Below are 21866 nucleotides of genomic sequence, written 5' to 3'. Positions count from 1 at the left end.
TTACGTTGGTTACTAATTTGGTTGTAAAGCGGGATTGGCCTGGATTTCTGCAATGGGAATTGGAAAAAGTGCAGCAGATGATTTCCAGGTTGGTTTTGCAGCACTTAATACGGCATCTATTGTGTTTGTGCGTTTTAAATCAAACCAGCGATTTCCCCACTCACAAAACATTTCAACCTGCCGCTCGTGTAATATTGCACTTAAGACAACTTCCTTTACATTTGAAGTAACCTCTCCAAGGTTGGCTCTGAGTCTAACTTTATTTAGATCTGTCCGTGCTTCAGCTAATTTTTCTGTCCGTGCAAAAGCCTCTGCCCTAACCAAATAAATATCGGCAAGCCTAAGCAAAGCATAATCTTCTATTGGCGCCTGACCAGCTGTAATCTTTTTATATTTATAAGGATAATAATACAGCGTGGGCACTCCGCCGACGGTCACTGTGCTGAAGTTGGTCCAGTTTGCTTTCCTTAAATCGCCGGTTTCAAAAGCGGCCAGCAATTGTGGCGACAGGACATAATTGGGTTGGTAGCTTGAACTATAAGGCAGAAAGGTAGCAGCTTCTGGCGTTTGATAATATGTGCCGTTTGCTGGTAGCTGCCAAATCGCTTCTTCACTACCATCTAAAAATACATCGTTAATATCCGCCAGTTTAAAACCACCATTCCCAATTACACTATTTGCTGCAACTATTGCATTTTGGTATTGCCCTAAATACAAGTAAACCTTTGCCAATAAAGCCTGTGCGGTATAGAGATTTGGCCGGATGTGCCCATTTGAAGGATATTCTGCTGTTAAACTTTGTTGTGCGTCTATTAAATCTGACAGGATGAAATTATAAACTTCTGTAACGCTGGCCCTGGGTGAACTTTGCGTCACTTTGTAGTCGGTAGACGTAACAATAGGAACCCCTCCCCAAATATTAACCATATTGAAATAATAAAAAGCCCTGTTTACCTTTAGCTCTCCTATTAGCCGGCGTTTTAAGCCAGCGCTTATGGCAGCGGTGCCAGTAATTCCCTCAATACATACATTCATCTGAAAAATGTTCTTATAAGCATCAGACCACATGGAGCGGACACCTGAATTGTCTGGCAATAATAAATTGGTATAAAATGCAGGTGCAGTATATGTATTGGCGCCCGGTACCAGTTCATCACCGGTTAAGCCCGTATTAACGGTGATGGTTCCACTCCCAAATTGTGGGCTATAAGAGGTTGTACCATAATTGACATACACGGCTGAAACGGCCGCGATGATATTTGTACTGTCTGAAAATACCCGCTCTATAGACAATTGGTTTGATGGATTAGCAGGGATCTCAATCAATTTCTTACAGGAGAGCTGCGTTAATCCGACTAGAATAACCAGCAAAAAATAGATTCTTTTATATGGTAAATTGATAAGTATCATGATTTATAAGTTAAGAGTAAGACCAAATGCCACTGTTCTCTGAATTGGAAAGCTTGATAACGAGGCCAGTTCTGGATCGCCAACTTCGTAGTTGGTTAACAAGAATAAGTTCTGCCCGTTCACATAAAATTTAGCGTTGGATACCCCAACTTTTCTGCAAAATCCTTGTGGCAAAGTATAAGAGACAGAAGCCGTTCGCAACCTAACATATGATCCATCACTGTAAGCACCAGATGATGAGGTGAAATTATAGGCTGGAAAACTAAAATAAGTTGTCAGCTTTTGAATTGAAGAAACGTCACCAGGTTTTGTCCAGCGGTCTAACACATTGATTGGCTGATTGATCATCCCTCCTGGCATAGTACCGGAATAAATGCTCCTTAAATAATTGGCCTGTTGCTTTTTCTGAAACTGGAATAAAAACGATAAGCTCAATTGTTTATAGGAAAATGTATTTCCGAGTCCACCGATAAACTTTGGATCGAGGTTGGCAATTTTCTGGTAGTCGCCGCCTTGTGATGGAATTCCATACGTTGGGTTAGAAGTTACAGCGCCGTTACTTTTATAGAACTCGAATAAACCTGTTTCGGGATTTACGCCTTTGAGGCTATACCCTTTTACAATATTTACAGATTCGCCAACGGTATAAAGCATGCCATAAGAAGATTGCTCTAAACCTGGGAATGAAATGAGTTTGTTGCGGTTGGTTGAAATGTTAAAGCTGGTATTCCAGGAGAACTTGGTGTCAGATATATTTTTTGAAGTTAGGCTAAACTCCCAGCCTTTGTTTTGTACAACTGCAGGAAAGTTTCGTAAAACTGAGCTAAAGCCTGTTTGTGAAGGCATAGTGTAATTTACCAGTTGATTTCCAATTCTATCCCGGTAGTAATTGACGTTGAACAATACGCGGTCTTCAAAAAATCCAAGATCAAGGGCCAGGTTCATGGATTTCTTGGTATCCCAACCATAGTCTGGGTTAAGCAAATTTTGAGCATACAATGGTTTTACGCCCTGAAAGTTGGGCAAAAAGCTATTGGTTCCAAAAAGTTGCTGATATTGATAAGGTCTGGTAGCATCGGTACCAACGGTTCCATAACCTCCTGACAGTTTTCCATAGGAAAGAACCGATAATTTATCTTTCAGGAAGTTTTCTTCTGAGAAAATCCATCCTACACTTACAGAGCCAAAATCTCCAAATTGTCTGCCTTGACCAAAATTGCTGGAACCATCCCTTCTTCCAGAAAGTTGTAGAATGTATTTCTCATCATAAATGTAACTTAACCTGGCAAAAACACCTAGGTATTTATAAGGGTTGTATGAATCTGTGGCCAGAATTGAGCCAGCGGAGCCAATTGATCCTAACAACGCCTCATCGCCATATTGCGTTCCGCTTAGCTGCACATTGGATGTATTGTTCTTTCTGTAGGTACCCCCTATTAATGCACTGAAAACACCTAATCCAAACTTGCGTTGGTAATTTAATTGCGGCTCAATATTTATCGTTTCAAAAATACTGTTGGAGAATTCAGCAGATGAAGCAGGATTACCATTTGGATTCATGGTACTTGCTGGCGTTTTCTGCACTTCGTCACTTAAAATCCGGCTGTAACCCAAATTGAGGTTTAGTTTAAGGTGGTCAATAAGCTGGTAACCTAAAACAAGCGAATTGTTCATATTGTAGGTTTTTAATACGTAAGGCTGCTTCAAATTTGCAGCATACTGCACAAAAGGCTCTGTATTGTATCCGTTATAAGTCCAGTTAGGAAGCCCGGCCTCATTTAACAGATCAGGAAAATTAGGAGGTGCCAAGATACCTGTGGTAATGGAAGGTGAAGTGGCAGAATTGTTCCTGTTGTATGAATAGTCATACCCAAAACCAAGGGTAAACCGATTGTCTGCAGAAGCGTAATTCAAATTTGAATGCAGGGTAAGCCTCGAATTTGCGAAGTTACCCGGACTGCTATATTGCGCATTGTTGTAGCCTGTAGAAATTAAAAAAGTGGTCCTTTCAGATCCTCCTGACAAACTCACATGTGCATCTGTGGTATTGGCCGATTTACCAAGGAAATAGTTGTACCAGTCTGTACTTTTATGCTGATCAAAAAGTAACAGATCAGGATAGTTTGTAGGCGAAGCCGTAGCAAGATTGATGTTGTCATTTTTTAACGCTTCGCGCCTGTAGGCTAAATATTGTTCCAGGTTTAAAAGTTCATAGCCTCTGGTTGCCGTACTAAAAGCCGTATTGACATTTGCCTGTACACTTGTTTTTCCGGATTTGCCTTTCTTGGTGGTGATTAAGATGACCCCATTGGCTCCCTGGGTTCCATAAATTGCAGTGGCCGTAATATCTTTCAATATACTAATGCTTTCAATATCTGCGGGATTGAGTCCGTTAAATGGGCTTGCTCCTCCAATATCGCCTATAGTGCCATCACTGCCACCAAAAGAAGATAGTGCATTAATGTTGAAGTTTTGCGCGGCAACAGGAACGCCATCGACGATAAATAAGGGCTGATCATAAGGCTTGCTGCCTGAACTCTGCTGGCTTAATGAGTTCTGTCCCCGTATCTGCACTTTTATGGCAGCGCCTGGTGCACCTGATGATGGTGTAATATTTAATCCGGGTGCTAAACCTTCCATAGCCGCTAAAACATTGGTGACCGGTTGGTTTTCAATGTCTTTTGCGTTGATGGTACTTACCGCGCCTAAGCCCAGCCTTCTGCTTTGCGTTCCATAGGCAATTACCTGTAGTTCGTCTAGCTTAGAGTTGGCCATTTGCAACGCAATTACCCCAACATTAGACTTTACCGGGATTTGAAAGGTTAAATAACCAACATACGATAAGATGAGCATATCCCGTTCATCAACGCCTCTGATTAGAAATTTACCATTACTGTCGGTAACAGCGCCGAGGCCCGAATTCATAGTTCTTACGGTAACGCCCGATAAAGGTTTACCCTGAACATCCATCACCTGACCAACAACATCAATGCGTTGAAACCTGGCAACGAGATGATCCAGAAAGCTGGGTGCCCCAGCCTTTTTAATGGTAACACGGTTTCCGGAAATTTCGAAATTGAATGGCAAACCAGAAAGGGCAGTTTTAAGGGCCATTTCTACAGTAGCATTTTTTACGTTTATGCTTGTCTTTATTTCATCGGCGATAGACTGCCGTTCAAAAACAAAATCGTACCCGCTCTGATCCCTGATTTCTTTTAACACGATTTTGAGCGGCACCTTTTCTTTGGAAATGGAAATCAGCTGCCCAAAAGAAGCTGCACTTACCTGCATTAAAGTTGCGATTAATACTACGGTGGTTAGTCGCATAAGTAGCCATATTTTACGGCAGAACGCATGCGTTCTACCAGGTTTATTGGTATAAAATTGATACATTTACGTTTAGTTTGGTTCTACGCAGTAGCCTCTGTCCTTCGAAAAATAGCGGCACTGCGTTAAACAGTTGATTAATTGGGACCCGACACAAACCGGGGGTGCTTCACCTTTGGTTTGCCTTTATTATTATCTATGCTGTCGTAGACATTTTATCATATCCGTAAGATTTAAGTTAATATTCCTGTTATTTAGATACATATACCTTTTTACCTTCCACTCTAAAATGGACCATCCCCAATCGTTGTATCATGTCCAATACCGCGGCAAGGGTTTGCTTTCTTGAAATCCATCCGTCTGCCTGGATATTTTCGGGCACCGTTGCATCATATACGAGTTCTACATTATACCAGCGAGCAATTTTTCGCATCGCAACCCTGAAGTCGACATCGGTTAGGTTAAAGTCCCCGTTTTTCCAGTCTGTGATGTTATCTAAGTTTGCGTTCGTAACCATTAAAGATCCGCTGGCATTGAGTACTTGCTCTCCTGGATGAATAACTTTCTGCCTTCCTCCAGAGCTTATTTTTACAGATCCTTCTATTAAAGTAGTTGTAACAACAGGCTCGTCCAGGTAAGCGTTGACGTTAAAATGGGTACCCAATACCTCTACTTGTTGCTTGTTACTCTCTACAATAAAAGGATGTGCTTTATCTTTAGCAATTTCAAAATACCCCTCTCCGCTAAGAAATACTTTTCTTTGGGGGAGTATTGCGCAATTGGTAGGGTATTTAATTGATGAAGCTGCATTTAAAAATACAACAGAGCCATCTGGCAAGCGCAAGCGCATTTCTTCTCCCTTTCCGGTTGATAGGGTATTGTATTGCAATTGACCGGGTTTTTGCCCGCTTAGTTCGTAAGTGATACTCCCATCTGCATTTTTGAGGATCTTTACGCCCGATTGGCTCGCTATGGTACCAGCCAGCGCATCTTTAATTAAAATCTTCTGCCCATTGGCCAAAGTTAATGTTGCACCTTGTTTTCCAGGGGCAACGTCATTGGCATAAGCTATGGATTGCTCTCTTTTATCCTGCTGGTAAAAATAAGTTAGCCCTGCAGTAAATATGACGGCTGCTATTGCCGCAGCTATTGCAACTCTTGGCCATAGTTTAATAGTTTTTAGCTTAGCGGAAGGCAGCTGACTGGCAATCCCCTCATAGATACGATCTACTTCGGCGCTGGAAAGTTCTGTTTGCAAACCAGCATTTAGTATACTATCAGACTCATCAGAAATTACCTGCTGCCACTCTGACTGGTATCCGCCATTTTTTAATATGCTGAGGACCTCTTCCAGCTCTTGTGCACTGCATTGCTCTTCAATGTATTTTTTAAATAGTGTTATAATTCTTACTTCCAAAATTTCGCCATTTTGTAACTTATACAATTCGGAATAACATTAGGTATATCCAAAAAGTGATGAAATACAAAAATAACCATAACAGACTGATTTACATTTTAATAATTTTTGAGATAAGCCAATAAAAGTAGAATTGCATTTTTAAAATTGATGTATTCTCTAATGATTTTTAGGGCCTTTACCATCTGTGCATGCACAGTACCCTCAGCAATACCCAGTTCTATGGCAACTTGTTTATAGGCTTTCCCCTCAATTTTACACTGCACAAAAATAGTCTTGCACTGCGGTGGAAGCTTTTCGATAGCTTCTTTTAACAACTCATTACTTTCTGAGTACTCAAGCTGCAGGTCTGTGCTGCGTTCGGTAGTTACCGTATATTTCCTGATTTCGTCCAAAATGAACGTTTCATGTTGCACCCTTTTGAGCATATTGAGCAAATGCCGTTTGGCAACGGTATACAGAAATGTCTTAAAGGGCTGATCTGGATCTATCTGCTGGCGGCTATCCCAAATTTTCAGAAATACGTCCTGAACTACGTCTTCTGCAAGTTGTTTGGATTTAGCAACCCTTAAAATGAAATAATGCAGGGGTTTTAGATGACTTTCATACAGTGGACGTAAGGCTTCCTCTTTCTCTTGCTGAAGCAAGATGATCAGTTCTCTTTCCGTATATCCATCGTATTTGTGGCGACCACTCATTAATCTCTTTCCCGCTGATTATGATTAAGCAAAAATTCTGGCCAATATTAAGCAATAAATTGCGTAATATATATCACATGCACTACATCAGGGATATTCAGCGTGTTGTTAATAGATTTTGTGCCTAAATTAAAGCACGTAGATAGCCCATCCTTTGGGTAAGGCTCAGAGAAATTTGAGGTAATATGATTACCTTTGCAATTTACTTGATCATACAAATGCTTAATCACCCTGTTCAGTTTTTCACAGTCCTTATTTTATTTGCTTTCTCTTTTAGTTCATGCAAAAAATCTGAAATAACTCCCGATCCGCCAGCCTTATCAATAACTATTAACCCAGCGCTGGTTACACTGCAAAATGAATTTTCTTATTTGGGTAAAAGATTGACTGCCAACATCGAAAATGCACAACCCGATGAATCACTGGAAATAGTTTGGAGCTCCGAAAATCCGCGAATTGCCTCAGTAAAAGAAGATGGAACGGTATGGCCGGAAGCTGCTGGTGAAACTTACATCCTTGCTACATTGGTAAGTGGTAAAGGTGTTGCAAAATGTAAGGTAGTTGTTACCGATGCAAATGATTACAAGTTTAGATTGGTATTGAGAGATAAAGGTACCTCCAGTTTATCCATTGCTAACCCAACTGCTTTTCTTTCCGCTAAGGCTATAGCCAGACGACAAAAACAAAACATTGCTATTGACGAATCTGATCTACCGATCTCCCCTGCTTATTTAAAAGCCATTCAGGATATTGGTGGAACGATTGTAGCCAAAAGCAAATGGCTCAATACCGTGAGTGTAAATTGTACAGATGAATTTTTGATTGATAAATATAAAGCCTTACCCTTTGTAAAAGATGTACTATTGGTTTGGGAAGGCGGAAGAACTGTGACTTCAACTCCTGCAAAATATGTAGACGCACCTCAAGCTGTAGCAAATCATAGCAGCACTACTCATTTTGATTACGGTAGTGCTTCAACTAACATCACAGTTAACAATGGAAAAGTACTTCATGAACTGGGATTTAAGGGTGCAGGAATTGATATAGCTGTTATAGATGCTGGCTTCATAAATCTGAAAAATAATGCTGCTTTTAAGAATGTAAACATTAAAGGCGCAAAATCATTTGTATATGAAAATGACGATCCTTATGCCGTAGACACTCATGGCATCTGGGTGACTTCAACCATGGCCGTAAATATACCTCGCACTTATGTAGGTACAGCGCCCGAGGCAAACTATTGGTTGTTAAGAACAGAAGATCAATCATCGGAATATCCTATTGAAGAAGATTATTGGGTAAATGCGGCTGAATATGCAGACAGTGTTGGTGTAGACATCATCAATTCTTCTCTTTATTACACTGATGCCTATTATTTTGTTAATGCAAGATATAAATTTGAGGATATGGACGGTAAAACGGCCTTTGCAACAAGAGGCGCAAATGTAGCCGCTGATAAAGGTATTTTAATTGTTAACTGTGCCGGAAATGATAGAACCTGGGTAGGTACACCGGCCGATGCGCCAAATGTACTGACCGTTGGTTCTGTTAATTCCAGATTAAATATTGATGCTTTCACATCATGGGGCGTTACGGTAGACGGAAGAATGAAACCTGATATATTGGCTATGGGTGGTGGTGCAAATGTGATTAATACCAGCGGCATCGCCGAAAACCGCAGTGGCACTTCTTATGCCAGTCCTATTATGTGTGGCTTAGCTGCATGTTTATGGCAAGCCTATCCAACTTTGACGAATAAACAATTATTGGAAATCATTAGAAAATCTGGCGACCGGGCAGCTACACCTGAAGTACCATATGGCAATGGTATTGCGGATATGCAAAAAGCGATGAACCTGGCAAAAGCGATGACAAGATAGCTTCATCTTCCCAGCCCAAGAGAATGTGACAACACCATAAACATATTTGGTACTTGAGTGTTTTATGCAAAAACAAACTACATATGAATAACTTCTTTAGAGCAATAATAGCAGGTTGGGGTGCTAAAAAATTAGGTGGGGGCTGTCTTTCAACCATATTAATTTTCGCGTTAATCTACACGCTTTTAGGAACCTGCAATAAAAACCAGGCAAAAGCGAACCAGCAAATTCAACAAAAGTTGCAGCCTACTAAATCACGCTAACCGATGAAAATAGCCACGTATAATGTCAACGGAATTAACGGACGTCTTCCTGTGGTGTTACGCTGGCTTAAGGAAACTACACCTGATATTGTGTGTTTACAGGAGCTAAAAGCACCGTTAGAAAAGTTTCCTGAACAAGCTATTTCAGATGCAGGATATAAGGCAATTTGGCATGGACAAAAGAGCTGGAATGGCGTGGCAATTTTATCACGAAGCGGAGATATAAAAGAAACCAGGAGAGGTTTACCGGCAGACCCAGATGAAACGCAAAGCCGATATATTGAAGCGTTTGTGGATGGAATTGTGGTAGGTTGTTTATATCTGCCCAATGGAAACCCCGCCCCCGGCCCTAAATTAGTCTACAAATTGCAATGGTTTGAGCAGCTTACACTCCATGCGCAACAATTACTTACTTTTGATTTGCCTGTAGTATTGGCCGGAGATTTCAATGTAATGCCTACCGAACTGGATGTGTATAAGCCAGAACGTTGGGTAGATGATGCATTGTTCAGGCCTGAAGTGCGTGCGGCATTTCATAATTTAATTGCACAAGGGTGGACTGATGCCTTAAGAAAACTTAAGCCCAATGAAACAATTTATACCTTTTGGGATTATTTTAGAAATGCCTATGGCCGGAATGCTGGCTTGCGGATTGACCACTTCTTACTAAATCCAAAAATGAAAGATCTCCTCGTAGCTGCCGGCGTAGATAAAGATGTGAGAGGCTGGGAGAAATCCAGCGATCATGCCCCTGTTTGGATCACACTTAAATAGTCCACCCCACTCTACTAGTACGCTGCCAATTTTTTTTAATATTTTCCCGCAAAGACTAAACTAACGCGCATACCGGGTGTAAGTTTTTAAATGATTTAGATTTGGTTACAACATCAGTTGATTTGGTTACTTCTAACCTTGGGCAATAGCTCAATTTTGTGGTATAAATTTAAAATTTAGATATATGAAAGTATTTGTGACAGGAGCTACCGGCTTTATAGGTGCAGCAGTAGTAAAGGAATTAATTAATGCCGGACACCAGGTAATTGGTTTGGCAAGATCTGAAGCTTCGGCAAAGGCCGCAAGTGCTTCAGGTGCAGAGGTACTGATGGGCTCTTTAGAAGATCTGGAAATTTTGAAGCAAGGTGCATTACAGGCAGACGGCGTAATTCATACAGCATTTATTCACGACTTTACGCAATACGCAAAAGCAAATGAAACGGATAAATCTGCTATCCAGGCTATTGGCGAAGCATTAAAGGGAACGGATAAACCTTTTGTGGTAACCGCAGGCATTTTGGGTCTGCCAAAGACAGATGGTTTTATAACAGAGGTAAATCTGAACCAACATGGCCCACGTAGTTCTGAAGCAACTGCCCTATCCTTAGCTGCGGGAGGTGTATATGCATCAGTCCTGCGCTTACCACCATCAGTTCATGACAAAGGTGATAAAGGTTTTGTACCTTTTATGATTGCGCAGGCTATAAAAAATGGTGTTTCAGCCTATCCAAATGAAGGCAATAACCATTGGCCTGCCGTGCATCGTCTGGATGTGGCAAAGCTATTTCGTTTAGCAGTAGAGAAGCCGCGGAAAGGCGCTTTGTACAATGCTATCGGAGAGACAGGCATCCCCCTAAAAAACATTGCAGCACTTATTGCTGAAAAATTAAACCTTCCATTAGTCTCCTTAAACGACGAAAATATCGCTCAGCATTTTGAGTGGATGAGCGCATTTATCAACTTTGACAGTCCTGCAACTTCCTTACAAACCCAGCAGGAATTGGAATGGCAACCTAAAGAGATTAATTTGTTGCATGATATGGAAGAACATTATTTCTAAACTTATATCTGTAAGTTTGAAAAACATGAGCAGTAAAATCCCCCTACATATCAAAAGCATCAGCCAGTATCATAAACTGCGAGGCCTTAAGGCACCGGAGCATCCATTGATTAGTGCGATTGATTATGCCACAATACAGCCTTCTGATGTAGACGAAAGTGGAGGCTTACTTTTTGATTTTTATTTAATTTCTGTAAAAAAAGGGTTAATGGGTAAGCTGAAATATGGACAGCAAACTTACGACCATGACGAAGGTGTAATGTCTTTTATGGCGCCAAATCAGTTATTGAAAATTGAAACGGAAAAATCTACGCTAAACAAACGTTCTGGTTGGATGCTGCTCATTCATCCCGATTTTATTTGGAATACACCCCTGGCCAAAAGTATCAGGCAATATGATTTTTTTGGTTACGCCATCAATGAGGCGCTATTTCTGTCAGAAAAGGAAGAAAAAGTGTTAGATGCTTTCATTGAAAATATCAGGCAGGAATACCAAAACAACATCGATAGGTTTAGCCAAAATATCATTATAGCTCAGGTTGAAACTTTGCTCAATTATGCCGAGCGTTTTTATCAACGACAGTTTATCACCCGCAAAAAATTTAGCCATCAGCTCCTGGAACAAATGGAAGAGTGCTTAGAAAAATATTTTAGCGGCAATAAGCGCACAGAAATTGGCTTACCTACGGTGCAATATGTCTCAGCTCAACTTAATGTTTCGGCAGGTTATTTAAGTTCTGTACTTAAATCGTTGACGGGAATGAACACACAGCAACATATTCACGAAAGGTTGATTGAAAAGGCAAAAGAAAAACTATCTACTACGCATCTTTCTGTAAGTGAAATTGCTTATGAATTAGGATTTGAACATTCACAAAGCTTCAGCAGGTTCTTTAAAAAGAAAACTATGCTTTCAGCGCTGGAGTTCAGGCAGTCTTTCAATTAATTCTCATTAACTTCGCACTCCAAATTTAACTAACAACATGAGTATATTAGATCAAGTAGTACAGAGAAGCGAAAACAAATGTGAGTTGTGCCAGTCGCCAGAAGCATTAACGATGTATGAAGTCCGTCCCCAGTTGACCAACAGTACAGATAATTGTTTCATGATCTGTGGTATTTGTAAAGACCAGCTTGAAAAGCGGACAGAGACAGATCCAAAACACTGGCGTTGTTTAACCTCAAGTATGTGGAGCGAAGTTCCTGGTGTGCAGGTGGTATCCTGGCGCATGCTAAACCGTTTAAACAATGAATCCTGGGCAATAGATAACCTTGACATGTTGTATCTTGAGGAAGATATGCTGATCTGGGCAAAAGCTGGTGCTGAGAATGAAACTGAAGAGACAATCGAATTTCATAAAGACGCGAACGGAAATGTACTGGAAGCAGGCGATTCTGTGGTGCTCACAAAATCTTTGGATGTAAAAGGCTCTTCTTTAACAGCAAAACTAGGAACGGTAGTAAAAAATATTCGTTTAGTTGAAGACAACACAGATCAGATTGAGGGGAAAGTTGAAGGCCAGACCATTGTGATACTTACCAAGTACGTAAGAAAGCAAAGCAACTAGCACATATATTAATACGTTCCCGCTTTTGGGAACGTATACTTTTTCCTGAACCAGAACGCAAGATTTACCAATGCAATAAGGGCAGGAACTTCAACAAGAGGCCCGATCACGCCTGCAAATGCTTGCCCGGAATTGATTCCGAAGACTCCAATTGCGACAGCAATGGCAAGTTCAAAGTTATTTCCGGTAGCCGTAAAGGCTATAGATGTGCTTCTGGAATAGTCTGCCCCAAAATATCTTCCGGCAAAAAAACTAATGACAAACATGATAGAGAAATAAATTACCAAAGGAATTGCAATGCGAATTACATCCAGCGGGATTTGTACGATCAGGTTGCCTTTTAAGCTAAACATAACAACTATGGTAAACAGCAGCGCTATTAAAGTGATGGGCGATATTAGCGGTACAAATTTGTTTTGGAACCATGCTTCGCCTTTCAGTTTGATTAAAGAATATCTGCTAATGACACCCATTGCAAAAGGCAATCCCAAATAAATGCCTACGGATCTAGCAATCTCAGCAATTGTAACATTAATTTCAAGGCTTTTGAGCCCGAAGTAAGGTGGTAAAACAGTTATAAAGATATAAGCAAAGACACTGTATAACAATACCTGAAAAATACTGTTTAAGGCAATCAAACCAGCCGCATATTCCCTGTTACCTTCTGCCAGTTCATTCCAAACTACCACCATTGCAATACAGCGGGCAAGACCAATCAATGTTAGCCCAACCATATACTCAGGATAATCTCTTAAAAAGGTAATGGCCAGAAAGAACATCAGTAGCGGTCCTATTACCCAATTGAGCACCAATGAAACCGTAAGCACTTTAGTATCTTTAAATACTTCTCCCATTTTTTCGTATTTCACTTTGGCCAGCGGTGGGTACATCATTAAGATCAGACCAATTGCCAGTGGGATATTTGTTGTTCCACTTGAAAAGGAATGGATAAAGCCAGCAGAAGAAGGTATAAAATATCCGACAACAATTCCAATTGCCATCGCAATAAATATCCAGAGGGTGAGGTATCTATCTAAGAATCCGAGTTTTTTACGTTCTAGTACCGGGGCGCAATGGTTAGCACTCATTTATTATTTATTTAGGTATTGATTTACAAATTCTGCCGAGTAAGATTTAATTAGCTCACGTACTTTCCTAAATTCAGCCAAAACTGCTGCTGCGCTGCCTGTTGCCTTGGCCGGGTCCGGGAAATTATGATTAAAGCGGTCTACTTTGCCGGGAAAAAATGGACAGGCCTCGTTAGCATTATCACAAACAGTAATTACGGCATCAAAAACGATATTTGAATACTCATCTACATGGTTTGAGGTATGCGAGGAAATATCTATGTTGTCTTCTGCCATAACCTGAATGGCTTTAGGGTTAACACCATGTGTTTCGATCCCTGCACTATAAATCTCTGCGTTGTCCGCTGCAAAATGTCTTAAATAGCCTTCCGCAAGTTGACTCCTGCAACTGTTGCCTGTGCAAAGCACTAATATTTTTTTCATATGTTATTACCTTTTATCATAAATTGTCCGGGATACATCTGTCTGGTATCGTGTTCATAATATTGCAATTTTACGATTGATGTAAGTAATTTTTTTTTAACAACACTTAGGTTCAGATTTATAAGATCCTAGAAATGCCCCAAATTCTTTATCCAGCAATTGCCAGGTTTTAGGGTTGATACAGTAACATACTTTAACCCCTTCAATAGTTCCTTGTATAATCCCGGCATTCTTTAGTTCTTTTAAATGCTGAGATATAGTAGCCTGTGCTAAACCTAGTTCCTCAACCAAATCCCCACAAATACATGCTTTAGCTGCAATAATCTGTTGGAGGATTGCAATCCGTGCCGGATGTGCCATAGCCTTTAAAAGCACCGAAAGCTGGTTCTGTTTTTCGGTAAATATTTCAGTCTTTGTAAGCCCCATTATATTGCAATATTACGATTATAGTTCTACTGTTCAAAATTTAACAAAAAAGTCTCAGATTTCTCTGAGACTTTCTCTGTAAACCAGCGGGAATTTATACTTCATGCAAATCTATTTCCCGGGGAGGTATATGTCGGTTTGGGTGAAAGCAAATAGCTCAAAGCGCATTGCTATCGGGCTTTAAGTTTGCCGATTATTGTTTCCAACTTACTTTTTAACTTGGTAATGGCGCCGTGAAGAGCCAAATCATAATTGTTTCCTAAGCTGGAAACAGCAACAGGTTCTCTACCTGAAATCCTTGCCTCCAATAAACAGCGTTTGTCATCTAAACCTTCTTTATTTCCATTTTCGTCCGATAAGTGTACCTCCAGGCGGGTGATCAAATCACCGAATATCACCAAGCCTTCATTAATTTGATTTATAATTTTCTCTTCGTATTCCTGATGTATTGTTAAGTTTTTGTCGGTGTTCAATTGAATAGTCATAGCTCTTGATTAAAATGTTTATGCCAACTAAACAATAAAAAGAGGTTCTGGTTTTAAAATGAAAAAGATAGATACTATTCCTTCCCCAAATAATTCCGCTTGATGCAATTTACGCCTGATCCGTGAATTCACGCCATTTTTGGCAATTCTCTAAAAGCAAAAACCCTGCTAATCGTGCGATTGCAGGGTTTTATACGTTTTGATAGTCTTTGCTGTGATCGCAATGATACAAAGTTCGAACCATTTCTGGGAAGATCTGAAGGGATTAAGCGACATATATGAGTTGTACATAATGGTTCAGACTTCGAGGAGGATACTTACATAGCGGACAAATACAAAGCTTAATTCATCAGTTGTTTCGATCTAAATTAATTCATCAAATGATCTGTAGAATTATAAGTGTCAAAGTATTTGGTTTTGTACCAGGTTAACTTAAAATCCTTTTCCCCACAATTCCTATATTTGGGAAATTATAAAATGTGGTAGAAATATTTAAAGCATACCTGATGGAACGGGCTGATTTCAGTTCTGAAGATTTGGTAAGAATTGATTCGTTTGTTTCCATCAAAAAACTAAGGAAAAAGCAATACCTGCTTCAGGAAGGAGATGTTTGGAAATACAATGCATTTATAACCCATGGTTGCCTGAGAACTTATAGTGTGGATGAAAAAGGGCATGAACACAACCTGAGTTTTTCCATTGAGAATTGGTGGGTAGGCGACCGGGAAAGTTTGCAAACCGGACAGCCTTCTTTGTATAACATCGACGCCATAGAAGATTCCGAAATTGCTCTGATCAGCAAGATAAACTTCGATTTGTTATGCCAGGAACTCCCTGCCTTCAATGCTATGGTCAATTCCATACTTCAAAAGAGTTTTATTGCCTCGCAGAAGAGGATTCACAGTTTCATTAGTTTGTCTGCCGAAGAGAAATACCTAAAGTTTCTGGCTCAATATCCTCAGTTGGTCAACCGGGTTCCGCAGGGTATGATTGCTTCGTATCTTGGAATCACTCCGGAAACCTTAAGCCGCGTACGAAAAAGTTCGTCGCGGAGGTAGTTCATTTTTGCGATCACTTACTATCTACAAAAACATAGAGTTTTTGAATTTTCCCATTTTCCACTACAAACAGATCCATTCCCGTCACAGTTGAAGGTTGTGTTTTCGAGCCTACTTGCCAATACAGCCGTGCTACGTTTTGATGGACATCGATTGTATTTCTGATCGAAAATTTGAATTCCGGATTTTTCACCTGCAAACCAGTGATAAACTGATCTACTTCCTGATATCCCCTGGCTATGAAATTGCGATCAACCATTTCGATGTTGTCTGCATATATCTGTTCCATTATTTGCTTCCTAATAAGCATTTGATTTTCATTCCAAAGGTTAAGATGTTTTTCCACGAGGGATTTTAGATCAGATGGGTTGAGCGTCCCTGAGGCTCCCGCCTCATCTTTGGCTTTTTGTTTTGGTGACCATAAAAGCTTCTCTGGCTTATTTTTTTCATAAGCTTTTCCATCAGGATAAGAAACCAGCTCAAATTTAGAACCCCAGGGACTGAGGAAATAAACCCAACTTTCTCCAGCAGTGTCTCCGCTGGGTGTCAGGTATGGCTCTCCCAGAACTTTTATGCCTTTAGACTTCAAATAAACAACTGCTTCCCTAATATTTGAAGTGTAAAACGCGATATGGGTTGCACCAATGTCGTCACCATCTGGAATGGTTTGACTTCCATGGTTATTTTCGTAGCTAAAAATCTCAATGCTTGCTCCGGACCCTGCGTTGAGCATTCTAATGGTTACGGCACCAGTTTTTGAATTCATATGATTGCCCTTTTTCCAGGCATCGTCGAGTGGTATCGGACCAAGAGTGGTAACTGGACTGAAACCAAGCACATTATCAAAAAAAGAAATGGCCTGGTTTAGATCGGGAACATTGATTCCTACGTGGTCAATCCCTAGGATAGCCGCCTTAGACTGTGCTTTAGCATGAGAGTTTGTGCCGATTGCGATCAGCGTGCCGATCACTACTGTAGCAGCTTTTTTAGTTTGATTTTTTAAGGACTCGGTTATTTGATATTTTTTCATGATTTTTCTATTAAATGATTCAACTTAGACTTCTTTGTAGTGGGTTATTTGTTTACGCAGAATATTTTGCCAACCATTTGGCTTTAATTGCGGCACGGGCTTCAATAAATTCTATATCAGTACCTTGTGCTATAGCATCCAGCGGCTTACGCAGGGGGCGTGCGCCATCGGGCATTTCTATGAGTTCGAGAATTCCGTCTGCAATAACCTGAGGATTCATATCGAATTCCTGCATTTTACCGAAAAGACCGCTTCCAATCGCGTTGAATTTTTCAGTTGCGGATTCACCATAGGCTTCAGTCACCGAGGCTCTGTCTGAATTGATACCGCTTTTCTGACCTGTGTTCATTTCGGTTGGGTAAACACCGGGTTGTATACTTACATTTTCGATCCCGAAGTCGGCCAGTTCATCCTGGAGTCCCTCTGTTAGCGCTTCGACGCCGAACTTTGAGGCAAGATATGGAATCATAAAGGGCATGGTATGGCCACTCGCTCCGGAAGTAATGTTGACGATCAATCCTTTTTTTGCCTCTCGCATTGCAGGTAATACTGCCTGATATGTCCGGATCACTCCGTAAAAATTGACTTCAAACATCCGGCGGATCTGATCGATTGTATAAGCCTCCAGCAAGCCGAATCCCGACATTGCGGCATTGTTCACCAGTACGTCGATGCGGCCGTATTTGGCCAATATATTTTCAAATGCATTTTTAACGGAATCGTCATTCGTGATGTCGATCTCCACTACCTCAACATTTTCCAGCTGTGACAACTCAAGGGCAACTGCAGCATTTTTCCCGCTGACATCCCGCATCCCTGCAATAACATGGTGACCCGCTTTTGAAAGTGTCATGGTTGTGAGCTTACCGAAGCCTGAGCTTGTGCCTGTGATGAAAATGATTTTTGACATGATATTTAATTAGGGTTTAAAATTTTGTTATTTCTAATACCCCAAAGTTGCACATGTCACAGTTTTTGGCTGTTGACATAAAATAAAATTGTAATTGACAAATGTCAAGAATTAAAATATCCGGGTCTCAGATTTGTGACCATAATGATTTGATCAGCAGTATATTTTGTAGTATTTTTATGATACACACAAATTAAATCTTTATGATCAAATCAATTTTTAGTACCGTAATGGTACTCTTCCTGGCTCATCAGGTGAGCAGGACGCAGATAATCGTCAATCCAGACGGTAGCCATTCCGTGGTAACAGGAAATGTCATTGTAAACCCTGATGGAAGTCATTCCGTATTAGCGGGTAACGTCCTTGTTAATCCGAATGGGACACATTCGGTAATTTCAGGTAATGTGATCGTCAACCCAAATGGAACACATACCGTGATCAGTGGTAATGTATTGGTAAATCCAGATGGTAGTCACACCATCATTCCAAGCTTTAAAAAACATGACGATGACACAAAGTGTAAGTCAATAGGCAATACTACTACCTGTGAACCTGGTGATTTCGAGAAATGAATAGCCTATTTGTTTGGCAAGTCCAGAAACAAAACTTTGCAAGCTGACACGCTAAATGTTCGTGCTGACACTTTAAGTACAGGTAAAAAATCTAAGTAGCCGATAAAGTCCTTCAAAACAACTTCTTCAGGTTGATTTTCAAGGAAAATTCAGTCTATAGCGAAAATTTACTTCGAACCACCAAACCGAGTGAGGTAATCCTGCTGATGGGGCATATCAATAGTGAATTGGCCGATTTGGCCAGAAAAAAAATGGGACAAGTCAGAATTTATCTGTCTTGTCCCATCGCGTAATCCCGCTGGGATCATATTTTTTATGGTAAAACGGCCTAAATGGCGTTAAATCGAAGGTTTTGAAAAAGTGGGTCACCATTTGGGTCACCATTTTTTTAAACTATTTTGATTGAAATTAAAGAACTCAATAAGACAAATTTACTATAAAATTTAATACGTTCAAAATTTCTAAAACAAATTTATGGTTGAATTTTAGTACCAAGGTACTCGACATATTGTGACCTCCCTGAACAAAAATCTAACCATTATCCCATTCGGGTAAGAGCTTAACCAATCAAATTTGGTCAGTTATTTGAGGTTAATATAAAATGGTTTTCCTAAGCAAATTGGTTCCCACTATACATTCCATTCTTAAAGATTTCTCCCTTCTCATCTGTTACGAAAAGTACGAACTCCGTGTCGTCTTGACTAAAAATGTTAATTTTTTCATCCCGGATAATGAGGGCTTCTTTTTTATCTAATTGAATAGCGTTATTAATGATAGCCTGTCCCTTAAATGTATAGAGTAGGAACGTTAGGCCTTCTTTATGTAACTCGGGGAGTTTGGCCGTTTGACCCTTCATTAATTTCATATCATACACCCATGTCTGGCTACTAAATTGAAACGTGGTTTCAGCTGTTGGTGCGCCGAGCAGACGCCACTCATTTTCACTGTGTACCTGCTCCAGATCGCGAAATATTACCTCGGGCTTAAGATCCTTCTTACCAGGGCGAATAAAAATCTGTAATCCTTCCAAAGGTTCGTCTTCACCGAGTATTTTTTCTTCGTGGTAGAATGATTTGCCGGCTTTCATGAACATTAAAGTGTTGCTGCCAATCGTTTTCTCAAAGCCTTCTGAATCGGTATGTTCGGCTTTCCCGGTCCTGAAATAGGAAAGAATCTCATCATTGATGTGAGGGTGCATCGCGATCACCGTATTGCCATGAATTTCCGGATGATCGATACGGCCAATACTTCCGATACCCGTGTCTTCATTTGAAAGTAAGGCCCCTGGGTATAGAATTTTAATCGGCCCATGGCCCCTAAATGCTGTTTTTTCGATTTTTTGTAACATAGAATAAACTTTTAAAACTTCAAGAAAGTCGAATCAGAAGGTATCCCCAATCAGACTTTCTCCACCTAATATTAAGAATAAATCTCTGCTTTCAACTCAAGTCTTGCAGGTTTATAGAGAATATCTAAACCCTTAAACCCCATTTGATCCCTTAAAGATTCTCCATTTATAGTATTAATTTCTGACCTGCCCGCCATCTGCCGCAATGGTTTGACCTGTCACAAAAGCTGAGTCTTTTGAAACCAGAAAGGATACAACACCTACTAAGTCTTCCGGTTCTATTACCCTTGGAATGGCTTGCATCTTTGGAAGGAACTCGTAGATTTCTGCGTTTTCATCCCTCATCGATTTGGTGTTGGTAAGCCCGGGTGCAATTACATTAACGTTAATGCCATCTACCCCAACTTCACTTGCCAGGGCACGTGTAAAGCCTATAACCCCACCTTTGCTAGCAATGTAAGCGGTCATTTGAGGTGCATTCAGAAAAAAAGTTGTGCTGGCAACATTTACGATACGGCCGTACTTCTTTTCAATCATATAGGGCACAAAAGCTTTGCTCATTAAAAATGTTCCATCCAAGTTTACTCCAATTACATTGCGCCAGGTTTGGAAATCTGTTTCAGCAAATGATTTCCAGGGATAAATACCGGCATTGTTAACCAGTGCAGTGATGTTTCCAAGGTTTTCTTGAACCTGCTTGGCAAAGGACAGGGTTGCCTCGGGAGAGGTTACGTCTATAATTGCTGCAAAGAATTTTCTTCCTGCAGCCTCGACCAGAGCTTTCGTTTTATCCGCATCGACCACATCTGCAACGGCAATATCAAAGCCATCCTGAGCAAGTCTTACCGCATATGCTTGTCCTATTCCATTGGCTGCCCCTGTAATGACAGCCGTTCCTTTGTTTATCATGATTGTTATTTTTATTTGAATAATTAATTATAAATACCTGCTCTTGGAGTAAACAGCAATTTAGTTTTCACTTAAAAAAGGATAATCGGTGTAGCCTTTTTCTCCTCCACCATACATCGTATCTCTGTCCGGCTGATTAACCTCGGTATGCAACTCGAAGCGTTTGGGCAGATCGGGATTGGCCAGGTATAGTGATCCGTAGGCTATAATTTTTGCAATCCCGTTTTTAAGCGCCGCTTCTCCTGTTTCGCCATTGTAGCCACCGTTTGCAATTATGGTATGTTTGGTAAGCTTGCCAAAAGTTTCCAGTACGTCCTTAGGGTAATGAGGAAGTTCATCCAGTGGGAATAGACCGTTCATGAGGTGAATATAGGCTAAAGGCAGAGCATCCAATCCGCTGATCAATGCCCCGAACTGAGCAGTTGGGTTCTTGCTTATGATACTGTTGTAAGGTATGGTAGGAGACAGCTTTATGCCTACTTTATCGCCACCTACCGCATTTGCCAGGGCCGTCATTATCTCTAGCACGAAGCGATTACGGTTTTCGATGCTGCCGCCATATTCGTCGGTCCTTTGATTGGAGCTTTCTGCCAGAAACTGGTTGGGAAGGTAACCAAATGCCGAATGCAATTCTACCCCGTCAAAGCCCGCCTCAATTGCATTCAGGGCAGCCTGGCTGTAGTCCTGAACAATTTGTTTTACTTCAGAATTACTTAGTTCCCGTGGTATTTCGTAATCTGCCATTCCCGTTCCCGTAAAATGCTGCTGACCTTCAATGGCGATAGGAGATGGAGCAACAGGCAATTCACCTTGTTTGACCGAAGAATGACCTACACGTCCGGTATGCCAGAGCTGTGCGTAAATGGTACCCCCATTTTCGTGAACAGCCTGCGTTACCTTTTTCCATGCATCAATTTGTTCCTTGGTATAAATTCCCGGTGTAAAGGGACTTCCTAAAGCCTGTTTTGTGATATTGATACCTTCGGAAATAATAAGGCCGGCACTCGCACGTTGCGTGTAGTATAAAACCGTTAAGTCGCCCACAATCCCATTTTCATCAGCCCGGCTTCTTGTCATAGGTGCCATCGCCAAACTGTTACGAAGTGTCTGGTTTCCCAAGACTGTTTTTTCTAGTAATTTCATTTCTTTAAATTTCGATTCATAATTGCCCCTGAAAGGCTAAACAACTTGTATTTTTAAGCTGGAACAAAATTAAGTAT

General features: G+C 40.7%; 20 protein-coding genes. 7 read left to right on the top strand and 13 right to left on the bottom strand.

Going from position 1 to position 21866, the window contains the following annotated elements:
- Positions 1-12 precede the first annotated feature (12 nt).
- The 4 genes from LPB86_RS16755 to LPB86_RS16740 form a co-directional block, all read right to left on the bottom strand.
- Positions 13-1410: a RagB/SusD family nutrient uptake outer membrane protein gene (locus LPB86_RS16755; protein ID WP_230646037.1), complete on the bottom strand. Its 1398-nt coding sequence runs from the start codon at positions 1408-1410 to the stop codon at positions 13-15.
- Between the two features lie 3 nt (positions 1411-1413).
- The gene (locus tag LPB86_RS16750) at positions 1414-4803 is read right to left on the bottom strand and encodes a SusC/RagA family TonB-linked outer membrane protein (RefSeq protein WP_230646035.1); all 3390 of its coding nucleotides are present in this window, start codon (positions 4801-4803) and stop codon (positions 1414-1416) included.
- A 184-nt stretch (positions 4804-4987) separates the two neighbouring features.
- A complete protein-coding gene (locus LPB86_RS16745; protein ID WP_230646033.1) occupies positions 4988-6154 on the bottom strand; it encodes a FecR family protein in 1167 nt (388 codons plus the stop codon).
- Positions 6155-6252: 98 nt separating this feature from the next.
- Positions 6253-6852 (bottom strand): RNA polymerase sigma factor, encoded by a 600-nt coding sequence (locus LPB86_RS16740; protein WP_230646031.1) that lies wholly within the window; start codon positions 6850-6852, stop codon positions 6253-6255.
- Between the two features lie 218 nt (positions 6853-7070).
- Here LPB86_RS16740 and LPB86_RS16735 point away from each other — a divergent pair, with 218 nt between their 5' ends.
- The 5 genes from LPB86_RS16735 to LPB86_RS16715 all read left to right on the top strand — a co-directional run bounded on the left by LPB86_RS16735 (position 7071) and on the right by LPB86_RS16715 (position 12397).
- On the top strand, positions 7071-8732 hold the full coding sequence (locus LPB86_RS16735) for a S8 family serine peptidase (RefSeq protein WP_230646029.1): 1662 nt from the start codon (positions 7071-7073) through the stop codon (positions 8730-8732).
- A 266-nt stretch (positions 8733-8998) separates the two neighbouring features.
- Positions 8999-9769, top strand: coding sequence for an exodeoxyribonuclease III (xth, locus tag LPB86_RS16730; RefSeq protein WP_230646027.1), 771 nt, complete (start codon positions 8999-9001; stop codon positions 9767-9769).
- Between the two features lie 184 nt (positions 9770-9953).
- Positions 9954-10829: an SDR family oxidoreductase gene (locus LPB86_RS16725; RefSeq protein WP_230646025.1), complete on the top strand. Its 876-nt coding sequence runs from the start codon at positions 9954-9956 to the stop codon at positions 10827-10829.
- A gap of 25 nt (positions 10830-10854) precedes the next feature.
- Positions 10855-11775: an AraC family transcriptional regulator gene (locus LPB86_RS16720; RefSeq protein WP_230646024.1), complete on the top strand. Its 921-nt coding sequence runs from the start codon at positions 10855-10857 to the stop codon at positions 11773-11775.
- Between the two features lie 37 nt (positions 11776-11812).
- Positions 11813-12397: an alkylphosphonate utilization protein gene (locus LPB86_RS16715; protein WP_230646023.1), complete on the top strand. Its 585-nt coding sequence runs from the start codon at positions 11813-11815 to the stop codon at positions 12395-12397.
- 8 nt (positions 12398-12405) lie between these two features.
- Here LPB86_RS16715 and arsB read toward each other — a convergent pair whose 3' ends face one another.
- The 4 genes from arsB to LPB86_RS16695 all read right to left on the bottom strand — a co-directional run bounded on the left by arsB (position 12406) and on the right by LPB86_RS16695 (position 14819).
- Positions 12406-13485: an ACR3 family arsenite efflux transporter gene (gene arsB / locus LPB86_RS16710; protein ID WP_230646021.1), complete on the bottom strand. Its 1080-nt coding sequence runs from the start codon at positions 13483-13485 to the stop codon at positions 12406-12408.
- A gap of 3 nt (positions 13486-13488) precedes the next feature.
- The gene (locus LPB86_RS16705) at positions 13489-13908 is read right to left on the bottom strand and encodes an arsenate reductase ArsC (protein ID WP_230646019.1); all 420 of its coding nucleotides are present in this window, start codon (positions 13906-13908) and stop codon (positions 13489-13491) included.
- A gap of 96 nt (positions 13909-14004) precedes the next feature.
- Entirely contained in the window at positions 14005-14334 is a 330-nt protein-coding gene (locus LPB86_RS16700) for a helix-turn-helix transcriptional regulator (RefSeq protein ID WP_230646018.1), read from the bottom strand.
- 170 nt (positions 14335-14504) lie between these two features.
- The gene (locus LPB86_RS16695) at positions 14505-14819 is read right to left on the bottom strand and encodes an HPF/RaiA family ribosome-associated protein (RefSeq protein ID WP_230646017.1); all 315 of its coding nucleotides are present in this window, start codon (positions 14817-14819) and stop codon (positions 14505-14507) included.
- A gap of 479 nt (positions 14820-15298) precedes the next feature.
- Here LPB86_RS16695 and LPB86_RS16690 point away from each other — a divergent pair, with 479 nt between their 5' ends.
- Complete coding sequence (locus LPB86_RS16690; RefSeq protein WP_230646016.1) at positions 15299-15877, top strand: Crp/Fnr family transcriptional regulator; 579 nt, start codon at positions 15299-15301, stop codon at positions 15875-15877.
- A gap of 13 nt (positions 15878-15890) precedes the next feature.
- On the opposite strand, the gene LPB86_RS16685 is transcribed toward LPB86_RS16690, so the two are convergent.
- Entirely contained in the window at positions 15891-16907 is a 1017-nt protein-coding gene (locus LPB86_RS16685) for a VOC family protein (RefSeq protein ID WP_230646014.1), read from the bottom strand.
- A 52-nt stretch (positions 16908-16959) separates the two neighbouring features.
- Entirely contained in the window at positions 16960-17817 is an 858-nt protein-coding gene (locus tag LPB86_RS16680; protein WP_230646012.1) for an SDR family oxidoreductase, read from the bottom strand.
- Between the two features lie 203 nt (positions 17818-18020).
- Here LPB86_RS16680 and LPB86_RS16675 point away from each other — a divergent pair, with 203 nt between their 5' ends.
- Positions 18021-18389, top strand: coding sequence for a hypothetical protein (locus tag LPB86_RS16675; RefSeq protein ID WP_230646010.1), 369 nt, complete (start codon positions 18021-18023; stop codon positions 18387-18389).
- A 610-nt stretch (positions 18390-18999) separates the two neighbouring features.
- On the opposite strand, the gene LPB86_RS16670 is transcribed toward LPB86_RS16675, so the two are convergent.
- The 3 genes from LPB86_RS16670 to LPB86_RS16660 form a co-directional block, all read right to left on the bottom strand.
- A complete protein-coding gene (locus tag LPB86_RS16670; protein ID WP_230646008.1) occupies positions 19000-19737 on the bottom strand; it encodes a pirin family protein in 738 nt (245 codons plus the stop codon).
- A 174-nt stretch (positions 19738-19911) separates the two neighbouring features.
- Positions 19912-20646 (bottom strand): SDR family NAD(P)-dependent oxidoreductase, encoded by a 735-nt coding sequence (locus LPB86_RS16665; protein WP_230646006.1) that lies wholly within the window; start codon positions 20644-20646, stop codon positions 19912-19914.
- Between the two features lie 60 nt (positions 20647-20706).
- Positions 20707-21789: an alkene reductase gene (locus LPB86_RS16660; RefSeq protein ID WP_230646004.1), complete on the bottom strand. Its 1083-nt coding sequence runs from the start codon at positions 21787-21789 to the stop codon at positions 20707-20709.
- Positions 21790-21866 lie beyond the last annotated feature (77 nt).

The sequence above is a fragment of the Pedobacter sp. MC2016-14 genome (genome assembly GCF_020991475.1).
Classification (GTDB): domain Bacteria; phylum Bacteroidota; class Bacteroidia; order Sphingobacteriales; family Sphingobacteriaceae; genus Pedobacter.
Note: the sequence above shows the minus strand (reverse complement) of the source record. Positions and strands in the feature narration are given on the sequence as shown.